Genomic DNA, 17,713 nt, shown 5'->3' with positions numbered 1-17,713 from the left:
TATGGCGACCCGCGGCGCGAAGCCGAAACCGGCCAAGCTGCGTCTCGTCGATGGCACCCATCGCAACACCCGACACGGCGAAAGTGAAAAGGCCGTCGAGGAGACAGAGGCTGCGGCCGCCGCATTCGGCAAGCTGAAGAAGCCGGCGTCAGTGAAGGGCGCCGCCGCAGCAGCATGGAAGCGTTACATCGACCCGGCTGGCTGGCTGGACGGATCTCGGGAACCAGCCGCCATTGCCTTCTGCGAACTGTGGAAGGAATTTCAGTTTAACCCGACCGGCTTCCCGGCGTCGAAGCACGGCCAGCTGCGCGCCTACATGGCCGAGCTTGGTCTGACCGACGAGCGCAATCGTGGAGACCATGGCGGCAAAAAGGAGGAAGACGAGTTCTTCGGTTCCGACTGACCGGGGGACGAAATACGCGCTGGACGTCGTCGCTGGGAAGATTGTCGCGGGCCCGCATGTTCGGAACGCCTGCCGGCGCCACCTGGATGACTTGCAACGGGGGCACGAACGAGGCCTGACCTATGACTTGGCGAAGGTCGAGCGGGTCTTCCGGTTTTTCGAGACCAAGCTGAGGCTCAACGGCGGGCAGTTTGAAGGGCGGCCCTTCAATCTGCATCCGTCGCAGGCATTCAAGCTCGGCTCGATCTTCGGCTGGGTTCGCGCCGACGGCACCCGCCGATTCCGCCGAGCTTATATCGAGGAAGGCAAGGGCAACGGGAAGTCCCCCTTCGCGGGCGGCGTCGGGCTCTACGGCATGATGGCCGACAATGAGCCTGGCGCAGAGATTTACGCGGTCGCGGCCCATCGAGACCAGGCGAAGATCCTGTTCAATGACGCCGTCGCCATGGTCGATCAATCGCCAGACCTCGCGAAGCGGATCACACAGAGCGGCGGGCCCGGCCGAGTATTCAATATGGCCTGGCTTGCCAAAGGCTCTTTCTTCCGGCCGCTGAGCCGTAGCGCCGGCAAATCAGGTTCCGGCCTCCGCCCGCACATCGGCCTCGCCGACGAGTTGCACGAGCACCCAAATCGCGACGCGGTCGAGATGATCGAACGCGGCTTCAAGTTTCGACTGCAGCCGCTGCTGCTGATGATCACCAACAGCGGCACCGACCGCAATTCGATCTGCTACGAGGAGCACGAGCACGCTGTCAGGGTCGCGGCCGGCACGGCCACGCCCGGCGAGGACTTCGCCTATGTCGGTGAGGTCATAGACGACACCACCTTCTCTTTCGTCTGCTCGCTGGATCTTGGCGACGACCCGCTGAACGATCCGTCGTGCTGGGCAAAGGCTAACCCGCTTCTCGGGACCATTCTGTCGCATGACTACCTGGAAGGTGTCGTCGCCCAGGCAAAGGCCATCCCGGGCAAGCTCAACGGCATCTTGCGCCTGCACTTCTGCCAATGGACCGACGCCGAGGCGGCATGGATGTCTCGCGCGGTGCTGGAACCCTGCCTCGCCGATTTCGATCCTGCCATCCACTACGGCAAAAAGGTCGCGATCGGAATCGACCTTTCACAGAGCCGCGACATCACGGCGAAGGCCAATGTTGTCGAGACCGGCACCGTGGAAGTGGAACTAGCGGTAGACGGCGAGATCCAGATCGTCGCGAAGCCGACTTACGATGCCTGGATTGAGGCCTGGACGCCGGGTGATACGCTTGATGCTCGCGCGCTTCGAGACAAGACGCCCTATGACGTCTGGGTGCGGCAGGGCCACTTGGAAGCGCCGAAGGGGCAGAGCATCCGCTTCGACCACGTCGCCCAGGCGCTCGCCGACGACGATCGCAACTACGAGATCGTGGCGGCGGGGTATGACCGCTACGCGTTCCGGCAGTTCGAGAACGAGTGCAAGCAGATCGGGCTCAACGTCCAATTCGTTGAGCATCCGCAGGGCGGAACGAAGAAGGGCAAGCCGACAGAGGCGATGATCGAGGACGCCAAGTCCCGAGAGGTCGAGCCCGAAGGGCTTTGGATGCCCGGCTCAGTCCGGGAGCTGGAAAGCGCCCTCATGGAAGGACGCATACGCCTGCGCCGCAATCCGGTTCTGATCTCGGCAATGATGAGTGCGGTCACGGATGAGGATCGCTGGGGCAACTACTGGCTTGCGAAGGAGCGCGCGGTGAACAAGATCGACGCTGCCGTGGCTCTATGCATGGCGATAGGGGTTGCGGCAAAGGTGCCGACTGCCGACAACATCGACGACTGGCTTGAAAGCCTCGCCCGGTGAACTGGCTTCAAAATGTTCTCGCCTGGTGCGGCATTCCCGTAGGTGGGCAGGACGGTGACAATTTCCGTACCGGCCGCATCACGACAGAGCGCAATAGCGACAGCGCCGGGTCGTCTGAAGCCTCCGCACTCGGGCTTTCCGCCACTTGGGCGTGCGTCAACTTCTGGGCCGGAAATATCGCGGGCTTGCCGGTCACGGTTTACCGCAAAGGGCCGGATGGCATCGCCGTAGAGGCCAGAGACCACCCCCTGTTCTGGATCCTGCACGACAGCCCGAACTACGACCAGTCTGCGTACGACTTTTGGGAGTTCATGTGCGCGTGCCTGGAGCTTCACGGCAACGCCTATGCCGAGATCGAGAAGCGATCCGACGGCACCATTCAGTCGCTGACACCGATCCGGCCCGACATCGTCAACGTGCGCCGGCTAGCATCGGGGGAGCTCGAGTATCGGTGGGAGGCCGATGGGCGCCGCGCGGTACTGCTGCAGGAAGATGTCTTGCACATTCGCGGGTTCGGCGGCGGCCCCCTCGGCGGGCTTTCGCCACTGCAGGTATGCCGGCGCACATTCGGATCGGCGATCGCTACAGACCGCGCCGCGAACGCCATGTTCGCCAACGGCGCGCGCCCGTCCGGCATTTTGTCCACCGACAAGGCGCTGACCGGTGACCAGCGGCCCAAGCTGGAAGGCCTGCTGCAAGAGAAGTTCGTCGGCGCCGCCAACTCGGGGCGCCCGATGGTGCTCGACAACGGCGTGAAGTGGGAGCAGCTCTCGATCAGCCCCGCGGACGCGGAAATGCTGGAAAGCCGCCAGTTCAGCGTCGAAGACATATGCCGCATCTTCGAAGTGGATCCTCACCTCGTCGGCCATACTGCCGGCAACACCCAGCTGGGCAGCAGCATCGGCGACCAGACCCTGTCGCTGCTCAAGTTCAAGATGCGCAAGCGCTTGAAGCGGATCGAAGGTGCGCTGGAAAAGCAGTTGCTCACCGCTGCGGACCGCCGCGCTGGCGTCTCGATCGAGTTCAACGTTGAGGGGTTCCTCCGCGCCGATAGCGTCGGCCGGGCTTCCTACTACGACATCATGAAGCAGTTCATGACCAAGAATGAGATACGCGCCCTCGAAGGCCTGAAGCCGGTCGATGGGGGTGACGTCCTGTTCACGCAGATGCAGGATGTGCCGCTTGCCCAGGCTATCGCCGGGCCAACGGAGAAGATCGATGACCGAACGCAATGACGATGAGGCCGCCAAGCTGGCCGATCACATGGCCAAGCTGCAGGCGGCTGGCGCCGTGCAGATGACCCCTGAGGAGATTCTCGCAGGGCAGTCGCAGGCAGGCGTGCCGCGCCCGGCTTTTCTCAAGGACGATGAAGACGACGGCTCCGTCCACAAGGTGCCGATTGGCAGAGGTACACCATGAACGAACTCGACTTCGCCCTCGATGTGAAAGCCATCGGCGAGGATGGCGAGATCGAGGGCCTTGCTGTCGGCTATGGGAACATGGATCACGGCGGTGACATCGTCCTTCCTGGCGCGATCACCGCGTCCGTGGCCGGCCGCAAGTCGCTGCCGATGCTCCTGTTCCACGATCACAAGCGCCCTGTCGGCGTGTGGACCGAGTTCAAGGAGATCGGCGAAGGCCTGCTGGTCAAGGGGCGCTTTGACGACACCCAGGACGGCCGCGAAGCCAAGGTTCGCGCGCGCAACGGATCTCTCGGCGGCCTGTCGATGGGCTTCAAGACCATCAAGCATCGGTTCGAGGGCAAGGCCCGGCATCTGCTTGAGGTCGCGCTGCACGAAATTTCGCTGGTTACGATCCCGATGAACGATCGGACGCGGGTTCTCAGCGTCAAGGACATACTGGACAGCGGCGGCGTGCCGACTGTCCGCCAGTTTGAGAACTTCCTGCGGGATGCAGGCGGCTTCTCGAAGAGCACTGCGGCGCAATTTGCGTCTGCGTGCAAGCCGCATCTTCGGGGGGAGCCCGAGGCGAAGGCGAACGACGACCTGCGTGAATTTCTGAACGGACTGCGCGGGTAATCCTTCCTCTCTGCCTGGAAAGGGCAATCCAAATGACGACCGAAACCAAGTCGGTGGCCGAGCTGGCCGCCGAGACGAAAGCGCTGTTCGAAACGAAGCTCGACGAAGTGAAGGGCATCGCCGAGGACGCGATCGGCAAGGCGCGCGCTGGCGAAGAGCTCAGCAAGTCGAACAAGGAGATCGCCGACCAGGCGCTCACCGGCATGAACGAGCTCAAGTCTGCCTTCCAGGAACTGGAGCAGAAGGCGCTGCGCCGCGGGAACAGCGGGCCCGAGCGACAGCCGACGATCGGCGAGCAGTATGTCGAAAGCGACGAATACAAGTCCGCTTTTGCCAACGGCGCCCGCCAGGGCCAGAACGTCGGCATCGAAGTCAAGGCCATCACCAGCCTGACCACCGATGCGGACGGCTCGGCTGGTGACCTGGTCCGCTCGGACCGCGTCCAGTCGCCGATGCAGATGCTGCCCAATCGTCAGCTGACGATCCGCAACCTGATCGCACCGGGTCAGACCGCGTCCAGCTCGATCGAGTATGTCCAGGAAACCGGCTTCACCAACAACGCCGGCATGGTGGCCGAGGGCACGCTGAAGCCGGAATCGAGCCTGAAGCTCGACCTGAAGAACGCCCCGGTCCGCAAAATCGCTCACTGGTTCCTCGCATCGGCTGAGATCCTGGCCGACGCCCCGGGCCTTCGTTCGATGATCGACAACCGGTTGCGCTACGGTCTGGCGTTCGTGGAAGATGTGCAGTTGCTGAAGGGCGACGGCACCGGGCAGAACCTGACCGGCATCAAGCCCCAGGCTGCGGACTACGCGGTGCCCGCAGGGCTGACCGGCTTCGCCACTCCGTCGATGATCGACAAGCTGCGCATCGCCCAGCTGCAGGTCGCTCTGGCGCTGTATCCGGCGGACGGCCAGGTTCTGCACCCCATCGATTGGGCCATGATCGAGATGATGAAGGACGGCGAAGGCCGTTACCTCATCGGCAATCCCCAGGGCACCCTGGCGCCGACCCTGTGGGGCCTTCCTGTCGTCCCGTCCATGGCGCAGACCGTCGGCGAGTTTACGGTCGGCGCCTGGGGCATGGGCGCGCAGCTGTTCGATCGCGAGCAGTCCGGCGTGCTCGTCTCGACGGAAGATGGCGACAACTTCCGCCGCAACATGGTCACTGTGCTGGCCGAGGAGCGTCTGGCGCTGACCGTCTACCGCCCCGAGGCCTTCGTGGACGGCGCCTTCGCAAACGACTGATCCTGATGAGGGGCAGGTCTGTGCCTGCCCCTCCAACGTCGGAGCAACTCCATGGCAGACAAGAAAAGCTACACCGTTCACCGCGCCATGCACGGCGACGGGAAGGACTATGCCCGCGGCGACACCCGCGAGATGACCGAAATCGAGGCGGCGCCGCTCGTGAAAACAGGGGCCCTGTCCCTGAAGGGTGAAGAACCCGGTACGCGCGAACCCGGCGTACGTCACACTTTCGGGCAGGCCCCTAGCCAGGTGAATGAAGGTGGCTACACCACCGCGACCGGCGAAGGCGTGAAACTGAAGTCGGCGCCCGCCAGCAAGCCGGCTCGCGGAACCAAGTAAGTGGCTGTCGACCTCGCCCTTGCCAAACAGCAATGTCGTGTCCTTCACAGCCGGGAGGATGTGTTGATCACGACGCACCTTGCCGCGGCTCGGGCGTGGGTCGAACAGTACACCGGCAAAAAGCTGACGCGAGGCGAAGTTGCCCAGGAGATAGATGGCTTCTGCGGGAGCATCTTTCTTGCTTGGGGCCCAGACTGTGCTGATCCCGTCATCACGTACACGGACGACGATGGCGCCAATCAGCAGATCACCGATGCGCGTGTCGTCGGCGACCGCCTTCTGCCGCCGCCCAGCGGCTGGCCGTACGTCGGCGCCCCGCGCGCGCTGCGGCTGAGCTACACGGCAGGCTTCGCAGAAACGCCTGCTGACCTCGATGCCGCCGTTCTCCTGCTGGTCGCTGACTTTTACAACAACCGCGAGGCTGGCGCGGCCACGGGCGCCACTAGCGCAGCGGTCGAAGCGCTCTGCGATCAACACCGGCTGGTGCAGGTATGACCGCAAGCACCCGAGACACTTTCATCACGTTCGAGGCCCGTGAGACGACGAAGGATCCGAACTACGGCACCGCCGTCGAGGAGAACTGGGTCAAAGCCTCTGACGCCTGGGCCGAGGTGCAGGACGTGCTTCCGTCGCGCGCCGAGGGTCTGACGGACGATATCTCCATAACCCGGCACCCTGCCCGCGTCAGGATCGATCAGATGGACGGCGTGGGACTGACCTCGGCCATGCGCATTCGCATCCCTGCCGACGCTATGTGGCCCGAGCGGGTGCTGCGGATCATCAGCGGCCCGGCATTCGTGCGGAAGACGCGCGAGTTCGAGTTTGTGGCCGAGGAACTGAGTTCGGAAGGGCAGGAGCCGTGAGCAAACAGTTCCCCGTCGCTGGCCTCGCGAACGTGAATGCTTTCCTTTCCGCGTTCTCCAAGAACGTCCAAACGAACGCCGTCAGGTCGGCGCTGCGCCAGGCTGCGGTCCAGATCGCAAGGGAGGCGGAGCAGCGGGCACCGGGCCGTATCGCTAATTCGATCAAGGTCGGCAGCGCCCAGGCGAACGAGGACGGCACCGTATCCATCCGCATCTATGTGGACGAGCGCAAAGGCAGCATCGGCTTCGTCGGGTACTTCATGGAATATGGCGTCGCCCCGCACCTGATCGCGCGCACTGGCAAGGGCGAAGGCCGCGTTGCTGTTCGAAAGGCCAAGGAAGGCAAGGGGAAGGTCAAGAATGGTGTGATGAAGATCGGGGACCGCTTCGTCTCGGGCATCATCAGCCATCCCGGCCACGCCGCCCACCCTTTCATGCGCCCCGCCTTGGACGCGAAGGCAACGCAAGCAATCCAGGCTTTTGCCGACACGATCCAGTCGTATCTCTACGATAGGTCCGGGCTTCTGGCGCCCTATGTCGATGTAGGCGAGGCCGCCTGATGGACGGTGTTGCAGCCTTGCGCGCAGTCCTGGTCGCGAATGCCGACCTGACCGCCATCGCAGCGCCCGACAATATCAGCGCGGGCCCACGCCCTGCCGGTATGCCGCTGCCGTCGGTCATGATTTCCCGCGTGTCCGCCACTGACCGCAACATCCCTTCGCCCGGCATGACCCGCCATGTCCGCGAGCGCGTGCAGGTCACGGTACTGGCCCGCAACTACCCAGAGCAGAAGGCCCTCCTGCGTGCGGTGCGCCATGCTGCTGCTGACCGGGTGGGTCTAGACGTGCCAGGAGTCTCCAACGTCACCATACACACCGAAGCCGCTGGGCCGGATTTCATGTCCGAAGACACATCCATCTGGATCGGGGTGCAAGATTTCATAGTGACCTACACGGAGACACGCTGATGATCGACGCCATCGCCAAGCGCCGCACAACCCTGAACGGCAAGACCTACGAGAAGGGCGCGGTAGTGCCCATGCCCTTGCAGCAGTTCACCGACCTGGAGCCTACCGGGCGGTTTGAACGCGCGCCCGCGAAGTCGAAGGCCGAGCCGAAAGCGCCCGACAGGGCCGACTGACGAAATTGCCGATCCCGGCGATGTGATGCCCTGCCTTCGGCCGGGCTTTTTTATGGAGCAATGAAATGGCTGTAAGCACCAGCGCCGGGACGAAGTTCTCGGTTTCCGCCGCCGCGCCGGCTACCTACAACGAGGCGGGATATTCGGCCTTGGCCTTCACCGAAGTGGGCGAAGTCAGTGACTTGGGCGATCTGCCCGAGCGCGTCTACGAGGTCGTTTCGTGGCGCAACATCGCCAATCGCGGCGAGAGCAAGGCCAAGGGCGGCTATACCCTCGGAAGCCAGACGATCACAGTTGGCATCGACCCGGACGATGCCGGTCAGGCGCTGATCGATACCCTGACCCCCTCCGACGACCCGGGCTCGATTTCGTTCGAGCATCCCAAGCTGGGCACCATCTACGGCCGTGCGCTCGTGATGGGAGGTCCTCGCAACTACGGCGATGTCAACACCATTGCCACCCGGCAGATCACGCTGGAATGGACCATCGTGAGCCAGGACGAAGACGGCATCGTCTACGTTCCCGCCGACTAACGACACCCATAGCCCCTGAGCTTCTGCCCTGCCTCTGGCGGGGTTTTTCATGTCCGGCCTGCCGTCAGGGCGGTGGGCCGGGCACCCTTCCCTGAAAGGTTGAAGAATGCCTCTCGACATCACCACCAAGCGCGTTGCCGATGTCAGCGACTTGCCCGTCAAGAACGCGGACGGCACGCCCATGATCGACCCTGACACCGGCAACCCTATCACTGCCGTCGTATTCGGCCCTGCCACCAAGATCTGGCAGGCTGCGGATGGGCTGCGCCGCCGCAAGGGCATCAAGCGGTCGCGCGAAGCCAACGGCAAGTTCGAGGCTGCGCTCGATCACGAGGTGCCGGACACCATCGAATTTCTTTGCGCGATCACGAAGCGCTTCAACGGCATCGAGATCAGCGGCGTTCAGGGCGATGCCGACACCGTCCGCGCCGTGTACACCGATGCGAACCTCGGCTTCGTGCGTGACCACATGTTCGAAGATACCCGGAACTGGGAAAATTTTATGAAGGCCTCGCAGACGCCCTCGACCTCTGGGTTCGACAGCTCGCTTGGCTGAGCACCGCCCCTGAAACTAAGTCCACCGGCAAGGGTGCGCCGCCCGAGCCGGTGACGAGGATGGATACCTTGAAGGCGCAGGACCGCGAGCCGGTCCTGCCCTTCAATCCCGCCCCCCACATCACCGACTGGCTTTTCGAGATCGGCCCGATGACGGGTGAAGGCGCGATAGGCTGGCAGGACATGGACGCATGGTCGCGGCTAACCGGCATCGAGCTTGATCCGTGGGAAGCGCGGACCCTGCGGCGGCTGTCCCGGTCATTCGTCAACCAGCGGTGGGATGCGCGGAAAGACAATTGCCCGGAACCGCGCGTGCAGGCCGATGAGATTGCCGTGCGCAAGAAGGTGGAAGGGCAGTTCGCGGCAATGGTGGCCGCGCTGGGGCGTTAGACTCGCCAAAACTATGACTGATCAGTAGCATCCGGCTTTTTTGGGTGATTGGATGCTGAGGGTTTTTGCGGGGTTAGCTTTGGTGGCGGCACTTGCGGGGTGTCAACGCGAAAGCGAGAAGGCAAACGAGGCATACGAAATGATGGAGCGTACCGGCGCTTCAGAAGCGGAGCTGTGCAAACAGGCGGACGCCGTCACGCAGGCCTATCTCCGCGAGCAAGATCAAAGGAACTACGAATTCTGGCGATCGCGCAGAGACATAACCTGCCAAAGCGCAAAGTTCTGCGCGCAGCAAGGATTGTGTGGCTAAGGCGCTTTAGGCTTTTCTTCCCTCGGCTGCGGTTGGCTTCGAGATTGAGCAGATTCTAGCGATCCATGCGTCGCACCAGATTGGCGATGCAACACAAGGGCGGTTCCTTCCGGGAGCCGCCCTTTCTTTATGAGGTAACGGCATGGCAGGCATCCAAGCAGGCGGGGGCAGCGCCGGGCGGTTGAATATCGAGCTGGTCGCGGAGATCGCGCGCCTGCAATCCGATCTCGACAGGGCGAAGCAGCTGGTAAACGCGGCGTCTGGGGACATGGCGAAGTCTGCACGGGCGGCCAATGATAATCTGGCGGCCATTGGACGCGGCGCAGGAGGCGGGTTGCAGCAGTTTTCGCGCGAAATCGCCGCGGTAAAAGCGCAGCTGGATCCAATGTACGCCGCGCAGCAGCGGTTCAACCAGCAAATGGATATTCTGGATGATGCACTCCGCGTAGGCGCGATCCGCCAGCATGAGTACGCAGCCGCCACGGCCCAGGCTCGCACGGCGCTTCAGGAGCACGCACAGGCCGTCATGCGAAACGAGGCGGTGCTGGAAGATGTCGGCGACGGCTTCAAGAAGTCATCCGGCAATGCCCGAAACTTCTCGCTCCAGATGAGCCAGGTCGGCCAACAGGTCATGGCGGGCACCGGCGTGATCCAGGCGCTGGCGATCCAGCTCCCGGACATGACTGCCGGCATGCACGGAGCGCAGGAGGGCGCAGGGCGCTTCGCTGCTTTCATGGGTGGCCCGTGGGGCATCGCCTTGACCACCGCGATCGGTCTCGCAGCGACGTTTGCAATGACGCTGATTGAGGAAGGCGAATCTCTGGACGCCAATCTGGAGAAGCTGCGCAAGGATGCCGCGCAAACAGCAGCAACGGCGACCGCGAAGGCCGAGTTCGAGAAGACACTGGATGGCGTTATCGCCGCAATTCGCGAGCAAAGTGAGGCGCTTGATAAGTCGATCATAACTTCCCAGCAGGCGGAAATTCAGACCTACAACGAGGCCGTACAACGGCGTAACACCACGGTTCGAATACGAGAACAGACTGTCGCCCTTCTTGAACAGCAGAAGGTGCTTGCCGAAAACGCCAAATCTACGAACATTTTTGCGGGCGGACCGGGCGGCGCGCAGTCCATCGTCGCCAACCAATATGCTGCGGAAGTAGAACGGGTCCAACGTGAGCTGGACAAGGCAAAGGCCGCCGTAGCCGATGCCGAGAAGAATGTCCGCAAGGCAGAAATCCCGCGCAATCAAAGAGCAGTCGCAGAGGCCATGGATGCGGCTGCGGCAGCTACCGGCCGCTATGAGCGCAACCTTGAGAAGTTGAACGCCCAGCGCATCAGTGGGGAGATCAGCCAGAAGCAGTATATCTCGTTGGAAAGGGCCGCCCAGGAGACGCGCAACAAGGCGATCAAAGCCGCTCAGGACGCGGAGAAAAAGCATAGGCCCACCTCTGACGAACGCCGGGCGGAGCGGCTTGGCCGAGAGGCCGATGCCACCGAGGCCCTGATCGCCGGTCTCTACAAGTCCGCCGATGCCTATGCCGTCAGCACCGCGGCTGGCATCCGCGCACGCGTCGAAGCCGAGGCGACCGCAAAGGGCATCCAGAAGCAGGCGGACGTCCAATCCTATGCCGACGCCGAGCTGCGCAACTACGTGGCTGATCAGGTCACCGGGTCGGCCGAGGCGGTCGCGGCGATGAACGACCAGACCCGCGCGCAGGAATTCGTCAACATGGCGATCCGTAATGGCACGCTGGACGCCAGCAAGGCCTCCGAGGCCCTGGCGGACATGGCCGAGCAGCAGAAGCTCGTGACTGCCATGGGCGTCGCGTCGATGAACAATGACAAGGAGGGTTACGACGCGGCGAAAAAGGCGCTGAAGGACCTGACGGAAGCCCAGCTCGCCAACAAGAAGGCGCGCAAGGAAACCGAGGACGCGATCCAGTCGGCGCAGATCGGCCGCGCGATCGAGGATATCCGTACGGAAACGAAGCTGACGACGGATCTCGGGATCGCTCGCATCAACGCACTTCGCGGCCTCTCGGGCGCGGCGCTGGAAGACGAGCTGGCCCGCATCGCGCTGGAGCAGGAGAAGATCGCGATCCAGGTGCGCGCCGAGACCGAGGCCCGCCGCCTGCGCGACGCTGGCCTGACGAAATCGGCGGAGTTGAAGCTGCAGGAGGCGGAGGCCGCCAAGCAGCAGGCCGATGCGCGCTTCGAGATCGAGAAGCAGACCGTCGCGATCGAGCGGTACAACGACAGCCTGCGCGACACGATCGACCTGCTGGGCGATCTCGGCAAGGTGGGTCAGGGCCTCGGCGCGCTGCTCGGCATCTTCACCGGCAACACGCGGGGCGTGCGCGGCCCGCTGGGCGACCTGCTTAACACCTCCATGACCGGCAAGAACGACCGGGGCGAGGATATTGCTTCGTCGATCGGCGAGGAGATGTCGAAGATCTTCAAGAAGGACGGCGTGTTCGTGAAGGCGGTCGTGCCCGTGCTGCAGAGCGCCGCGACGGGCATGGCAGCGAGCACAGCGCTATTCGGCAAGCAGTCCGCGTCCGAACAGGCCGGTTCCGCCATCGGCGGGGCGCTCGGCGGCAGCAAGGTCGTGGAGAAGGCGCTGTCGAAGGGCCTGGAGAGCCTGTCGAAGGGGCTCGGCCAGTTCGCCGGGCCGCTCGGTTCCATGCTCGGCGGTGTGCTGGGCAGCGCTCTCGGCAGCGCGTTCACGAAGGTGAAGTGGGGCCGGGTCGATCTGTCAGCAGCAGGCGTGTCCGGCACGTCGGGCAACAGCGGCTCATCGCAGAAGGCCGCGCTTGCGGCTGGCAACAGCATCTATGGCGGCCTGGCTGATCTCGCCGCGCAGTTCGGCGGCAGCATCGGCAACTTCGGGAACATCAGCGTCGGCGTTCGCCACGGTGACTACCGCGTCAACGCCGGGGGCACCTCGCTCAAGGTCAAGAAGGGCGCGGTCGACTTCAACGACGATGCCGAAGCAGCGGTGGCCTACGCCATGAAGCTCGCCATCGAGCGTGGCGCGATCAACGGCATCCGCGCCTCCACGAACAACCTGCTGAAGGCCGGGGACGATCTTTCGGCGCAGATCGACAAGGCGCTCAGCTTTGAGAACGTGTTCGCCGAGTTGAAGACGTACCTGGATCCGGTCGGCGCCGAGCTCGACAGCATTGATCGCGAGTTCGCCAACCTGCGCACCATCTTCGCCGAGGCCGGGGCCACGGCAGCGGAATACGCCCAGCTCGAACAGCTTCTGTCGATCAAGCGACAGGAGGCGATGGACAAGGAAACGGATGCCCTCAATGACATCCGTTCGCGCATCGCCGAGGCTTCTGGCGACGAGACCACCGCAACCGCCATCGCCCGCGCCAAGGAGCTGAAGGACGCGACCAGCGACGCGCAGCGCGCGCTGCTCCAGCAGCTCTACGCGATCGAGGACGCCAACGCCGCGCAGGACAAGCTGACCGAGGCGCAGGAAGCGGCGGCCACAGCGGCCGAGCAGCTCCGACAGGCGTGGGAATCGGTGGGCGATAGCATCTTGGACGAGGTGAACCGCATTCGCGGCCTTACCGGCGGCGACGATGCCGCCAGCTTCGCCACCTTGCAGGGCCGGTTCAACGAAGCCGTCCTCGCGGCGCGCGGCGGCGATCAGGAGGCTGCGGCGAAGCTCGCCGAACTCAGCCAGTCGCTGCTCGATGTCGCGGGCAACGTCGCCACGAGCCGCCAGGAGCTGGAGCGCATCAAGGCCGAGACGGCGGCGAGCCTCGAAGGCGTCATCGATGCGACCAAGGGCTACGCGGGCGGCAGCTCGTCCGCTTCGTCCGTGTCTGCCACGGCTTCGTCGGCCATCGATGCGGCCAGCGCGGCCACGGCCAGCACCTCCACCTCGGGCGCCAGCACCGACCTTGCCGCAGAGGTGCGCAGCCTGCGGGCCGAGTTGGCCGGGCTGCGGAACGACAACAACGCGGGCCACGCCCAGACGGCCAGCAACACGAAGGCCATCCAGCGCAAGCTCGAAGACGTGACCGAGGATGGTCAGGGCCGGGCGATCACCGTGACGAGTGCAGCAGCATGAGGGTAGTTCTCGACAGCGGCGAAGTTCTGGATCTCGGTGAGACCAAGGCCACGCCGACGATCGGCATCGTCGACTATAGCCGTCGGGTAACCGACGACTATGGCGTGACCACCGTCGTCGAGCGCGGCTTCGCGCGGCGCATGTCCGTGAATCTGGTCGTGCCGTTCGACCAGACGGACGCGCTCCAGCGCAACCTTGCCGCCATTCGCGCCAAGCCCGCGCGCTGGATCGCCGACGAGGGCGTGGATTGGCTCGACTTCCGGGGGTTCTACAAGGATGTCGAGGTCAACCTGCCGGTGCCGCCGAAGGCCTATTGCACCCTGACGGTGGAGGCCCTGACCGCGACCGAGGCGTTCGCCGATCCCGGCGGCGATCCCGCGCCGCTCGGTTCGGCTTCCACCTTGCAGCTGCTCCAGCCCGCAACGATCGAGGGCGGCGCGCTGGTGGCGAGCACGGTGCAGGAGAACGACTATCCCGAATGGGCGGCGGACACGACGTACCCGCTCGGGGCGCGCGTCATCAAGGCGGCCACGCACCGGATTTACGAGAGCGGCTCGATCGACAACGTCGGCAACGACCCGACGGGCATGTCCGGCAAGTGGCGCGACATCGGCCCGACGAACCGCTGGGCGATGTTCGACCAGGCGCTTGGCTCGATCACAGAGGCGCCGGGCCAGATCGCTGTGTCGCTCGCGCCGGGCGCAGCGAATGCGGTTGCCCTGCTGGACGTGAAGGCGGCTACGGTGCGCGTCGTGGCCACCGGATATGACCGGACGCTTGTGCCCAATGCGAGCGGGACGGTGACGTTCCTCGACATGCCGCAGACGGCCGGGCAGGTGACGGTGACGATCACCGGCCCCGGCACCGTCGAGGTCGGCACCCTGCTGGTGGGCAGGCTGGTGGGTCTCGGTTCGACGACGGATGACGCCAAGGCCGGGATCACTGATTTCAGCCGCAAGGAGGCGGACGAGTTCGGCGATACTCAGATCGTGGAGCGCGCCTGGGCGAAGCGCATGACGCTGCCCGCCAAAATCCGGCGCGATGCCATCGATCTCGTCGCCGGGCGCATCGCCGCGGTGCGGGCCAAGCCGTCTCTATGGATCGGCAAGGAGGGAATGGAGACCCTCACCGTCTATGGGTTCTTCAAGGACTTCTCGATTGCGGTCGATACGACGATCTGCACCCTGTCCCTGTCGATCGAGGGCCTGAGCACGGCGGGCAAGGTCGAGCCGCTGACCGCGAGCGTGGCTTGGCCCGACATCACGGACCCGAATGGCACGAAGCCTGCCGACAACGCGACCCGCAACGTCAACCGCGGCGAATGGGCTGCAGGCGCTACCTATCAGGTCGGCGACTTCGTCCAGTACGCCGGATCATCGTACACGGTTATCACCGCGCACGTCTCGACCGCAGGCCTGCCGCCGCCGAACCAGTTCGTCTCCCTGCTGGCCTCCGCAGGCGAACCGGGCGAGCCGGGGGAACCTGGAGAACCGGGGCAGCCCGGCAGTCCCGGCGCTCCCGGTTCCCCCGGCGAGGCGGCGATCACGCCTGCGCTCACCGCATCCGCGCGGCAGGTCTGGGCTTATGCCAATGGTGTCGTGAAGAGCTACGATGGTGTCACCACCACCTTCGTTCTGAAGCAAGGCAGCGTCGACGTTTCGGCCAACTTCAACGTCGTGATCGCCTCGAACCCGAACGGCCTGCAGGTGTCGCTATCGGGCCGCACCGCCACCGTAGTCGGCGCAAATGGTAATCCGGGTGAGTTCGGCAACGCCGCTGTGCTCAGCGCGACGCTGACCTTGCGTGCCACAGGCACCGGTGCTTTCACTGGTCGCAACTTCGATCTGGCGTTTTCGCTCAGCAAGCTGACGGGCGGCTACGAGATCGTTGCGACGCTCCCGACGACGAACAACTTCGAGGGCCGCCAAGTATACCAAACGGCCGACAGCAAGATGTACACGTTCATCGGTGGCGGATGGGTGGCGACGATCACGTCCGCGACGCAGATCGCGGACAGCCAGATCAGCGGCATGAGCGCCACGAAGCTGGTCGGCACCGTCGAATCGTCGAAGCTGGGCATCGGCGTCGGCGGCAACATGCTCGCGGGCGCAGTGCCTGGCACTCGACCTGACCTCTACATGGTGCGAACGCAGAGCAATATCCCGGGCGCGGTCTATTCGACCAATCAGTGGGGCGAAATATTGTCTCCGCTCACTGGCGCTTCGAACTGGCCGGGCGGCTCGGGGCCTGCTGCGCAGTGGACACCCCCAGACCTGAGCGGGTTTGCGGTTTATCAAGCGAACTCCGCGCAAAGCAATCCCGAGCCTGACTGGTTCGGCTTTCGCAAAATGACCGACAAGGACGGCAACTGGACGCTGAATTTTCCGGTCGATCCCGGCAAACGATACGAATTCTCGCTCTATACCGGCGCGCATCGCTGCAGTGTGCAGATCGGGATAGCCTTCGTGAACACAGCAGGCACATGGCTCGGACAGGCGGGCTTTGGAGGCATTCCCTCACAGGATACTAACGCGGCCGAGCGTGGCGGCGGCTCGTACCTAACGGACTTCAAGCGCATCTATTGCCGAGGCACCGCCCCTGCAGGCACCGTCGGGGTGCAGGTGTACATGCGAAAGTTCGGCACTATCGCGGGCAACACCGACAGTTGGGCATTCATGTGCTACCCAATGCTCGGGGAGACGGGAGCAAACGCGACGGAGCTGCTGCCCTACTCGCAGCCGGCTATGGGCCTTATCGTCGCCCAGAACATCATGACGAACTCGCTGACGGCAAATGAGATCGCCGCCAACGCCATCGGCACGGATGAGCTGGCCGCGCGTTCCGTCACGGCGAAGAACATGACCCTGATGGACTTCGAGAACCTCATGATCGATGGGGACCTCGCCTCAGGCGGGCTGTCCGGGTTCACCCGCAATCAGAACGGCGTGGGAGGCATGGAGGTCTATGCCGCTGACGGCGGGGCGGGCACTAGCTGGCCGTCACGCTACGGCCTCCATATGCGGCGCAACGGCAACACCGCCAACGAGCTGTCCATCGTCAACGGCCTGGACGGCTGGGACGGGAATTCGGGCCTCTACGGCATCGCCGTCAAGCCGGGCGATGAGTTCGGCTTCGAGTGCATTTCCTGGGCGAGCGAAGGCAGGGTGTCGTTCGACATGATCATGAAGAACACCGGAGGCAGCCTGGAGTGGCTGGGGGCCGTCCCCCTCGACAACATGGCGGTGGAGGGGACTACGCTCTACGCCTTCCCCGGACAGGTGTACCGCATCCTCAAGGGCATATTCAAATACACAGGGGGCAGCCAGGGCAAGGCTTGGCTCCGAATTTGGGGTCCTGCAGCAGCGACGCCTAACGCCTACTGTTACTTCTGGAACATGAAGATGCGCCGCCGTAACAACGCCCAGTTCATCGTCGATGGATCAATCACGACGAACCAGCTTGCCGCCAGCTCGGTCATGGCGAACAACATCGGCGCGGGTCAGGTGACGGCAGCCAAGATCGCTGTAACCGAGCTTTCCGCGATCACCGGCAATATCGGCCTGCTCCGCACCGCCACCGCCGGACAGCGCACCGAAATCGATAACAACGGGGTCCGCAGCTATCACCCGAACGGCGCACTCGCTGGCCGCTTCGGGAATTGGTAACATGCCCGCAGGCGCTGAATTCAGGCACCCAGACGGCCGGGTGAAATTCGCATTCACCGATTACACGGGCGGCTTCTTCGGTTCGTTTAACACGGGCGGCGCTTCTTCCGGCACTTGGCAGGATGCCCGCCTCGTGGGCAAGCTGCTGGTGACGTTTCCGTCCTCGACCCTCGGCAACTACGGCGGCCCCAATGTGACACTCGATTCGAGCACGGGGGTCATCTCCTGGTCGTTCGGGGTGACGGCTACGGGCGGCGCCAACGCTGGCTCGCCGCCTGACATCACCATCTACTTCGGGGGTTACTGAT

Annotated in this window: 18 protein-coding genes; all 18 read left to right on the top strand. The window is 64.0% G+C overall.

Features of this window, described 5'->3' with window-relative positions:
• Position 1: 1 nt before the first annotated feature.
• The 18 genes from NTCA1_RS05550 to NTCA1_RS05465 all read left to right on the top strand — a co-directional run bounded on the left by NTCA1_RS05550 (position 2) and on the right by NTCA1_RS05465 (position 17,712).
• Positions 2-403, top strand: a complete 402-nt coding sequence (locus tag NTCA1_RS05550; protein WP_159829129.1) for a hypothetical protein — start codon at positions 2-4, stop codon at positions 401-403.
• Positions 360-2,234 carry a terminase large subunit gene (locus tag NTCA1_RS05545; protein WP_159829462.1) on the top strand — a complete coding sequence of 625 codons (1,875 nt, stop codon included), beginning with the start codon at positions 360-362 and terminating at the stop codon, positions 2,232-2,234. The genes NTCA1_RS05550 and NTCA1_RS05545 overlap by 44 nt, the downstream gene beginning before the upstream one ends.
• Complete coding sequence (locus tag NTCA1_RS05540) at positions 2,231-3,469, top strand: phage portal protein (protein ID WP_159829127.1); 1,239 nt, start codon at positions 2,231-2,233, stop codon at positions 3,467-3,469. Before NTCA1_RS05545 ends, NTCA1_RS05540 begins: the two co-directional genes overlap by 4 nt.
• Positions 3,453-3,653, top strand: coding sequence for a hypothetical protein (locus NTCA1_RS05535; protein ID WP_159829125.1), 201 nt, complete (start codon positions 3,453-3,455; stop codon positions 3,651-3,653). Before NTCA1_RS05540 ends, NTCA1_RS05535 begins: the two co-directional genes overlap by 17 nt.
• Complete coding sequence (locus NTCA1_RS05530) at positions 3,650-4,273, top strand: HK97 family phage prohead protease (RefSeq protein WP_159829123.1); 624 nt, start codon at positions 3,650-3,652, stop codon at positions 4,271-4,273. Before NTCA1_RS05535 ends, NTCA1_RS05530 begins: the two co-directional genes overlap by 4 nt.
• Positions 4,274-4,305: 32 nt before the next feature.
• On the top strand, positions 4,306-5,520 hold the full coding sequence (locus NTCA1_RS05525; protein ID WP_159829120.1) for a phage major capsid protein: 1,215 nt from the start codon (positions 4,306-4,308) through the stop codon (positions 5,518-5,520).
• Positions 5,521-5,571: 51 nt separating this feature from the next.
• Entirely contained in the window at positions 5,572-5,859 is a 288-nt protein-coding gene (locus NTCA1_RS05520) for a hypothetical protein (RefSeq protein ID WP_159829118.1), read from the top strand.
• Entirely contained in the window at positions 5,860-6,354 is a 495-nt protein-coding gene (locus NTCA1_RS05515; RefSeq protein WP_159829116.1) for a head-tail connector protein, read from the top strand.
• Entirely contained in the window at positions 6,351-6,722 is a 372-nt protein-coding gene (locus NTCA1_RS05510; protein WP_159829114.1) for a head-tail adaptor protein, read from the top strand. Before NTCA1_RS05515 ends, NTCA1_RS05510 begins: the two co-directional genes overlap by 4 nt.
• Entirely contained in the window at positions 6,719-7,282 is a 564-nt protein-coding gene (locus NTCA1_RS05505) for an HK97 gp10 family phage protein (protein WP_159829112.1), read from the top strand. The genes NTCA1_RS05510 and NTCA1_RS05505 overlap by 4 nt, the downstream gene beginning before the upstream one ends.
• A complete protein-coding gene (locus NTCA1_RS05500) occupies positions 7,282-7,689 on the top strand; it encodes a DUF3168 domain-containing protein (RefSeq protein WP_159829110.1) in 408 nt (135 codons plus the stop codon). The genes NTCA1_RS05505 and NTCA1_RS05500 overlap by 1 nt, the downstream gene beginning before the upstream one ends.
• Positions 7,689-7,862, top strand: a complete 174-nt coding sequence (locus NTCA1_RS05495; RefSeq protein WP_159829108.1) for a hypothetical protein — start codon at positions 7,689-7,691, stop codon at positions 7,860-7,862. The genes NTCA1_RS05500 and NTCA1_RS05495 overlap by 1 nt, the downstream gene beginning before the upstream one ends.
• A 65-nt stretch (positions 7,863-7,927) precedes the next feature.
• Positions 7,928-8,395: a hypothetical protein gene (locus NTCA1_RS05490; protein WP_159829106.1), complete on the top strand. Its 468-nt coding sequence runs from the start codon at positions 7,928-7,930 to the stop codon at positions 8,393-8,395.
• A 106-nt stretch (positions 8,396-8,501) separates the two neighbouring features.
• Entirely contained in the window at positions 8,502-8,951 is a 450-nt protein-coding gene (locus NTCA1_RS05485; RefSeq protein WP_159829104.1) for a hypothetical protein, read from the top strand.
• Between the two features lie 59 nt (positions 8,952-9,010).
• Positions 9,011-9,340 carry a hypothetical protein gene (locus NTCA1_RS05480; protein ID WP_159829102.1) on the top strand — a complete coding sequence of 110 codons (330 nt, stop codon included), beginning with the start codon at positions 9,011-9,013 and terminating at the stop codon, positions 9,338-9,340.
• Between the two features lie 452 nt (positions 9,341-9,792).
• Entirely contained in the window at positions 9,793-13,740 is a 3,948-nt protein-coding gene (locus NTCA1_RS05475) for a hypothetical protein (RefSeq protein ID WP_159829100.1), read from the top strand.
• Positions 13,737-17,405: a carbohydrate-binding protein gene (locus NTCA1_RS05470; protein WP_159829098.1), complete on the top strand. Its 3,669-nt coding sequence runs from the start codon at positions 13,737-13,739 to the stop codon at positions 17,403-17,405. The genes NTCA1_RS05475 and NTCA1_RS05470 overlap by 4 nt, the downstream gene beginning before the upstream one ends.
• Before the next feature lie 40 nt (positions 17,406-17,445).
• Entirely contained in the window at positions 17,446-17,712 is a 267-nt protein-coding gene (locus NTCA1_RS05465; protein ID WP_159829096.1) for a hypothetical protein, read from the top strand.
• The last annotated feature ends 1 nt before the right edge of the window (position 17,713 follow it).

The sequence above is a fragment of the Novosphingobium sp. TCA1 genome (assembly GCF_009811895.1).
Taxonomy (GTDB): Bacteria; Pseudomonadota; Alphaproteobacteria; order Sphingomonadales; family Sphingomonadaceae; genus Novosphingobium; species Novosphingobium panipatense_A.
The sequence above is the reverse complement of the archived record's forward strand: the minus strand, read 5'-3'. Positions and strand labels throughout refer to the sequence as shown.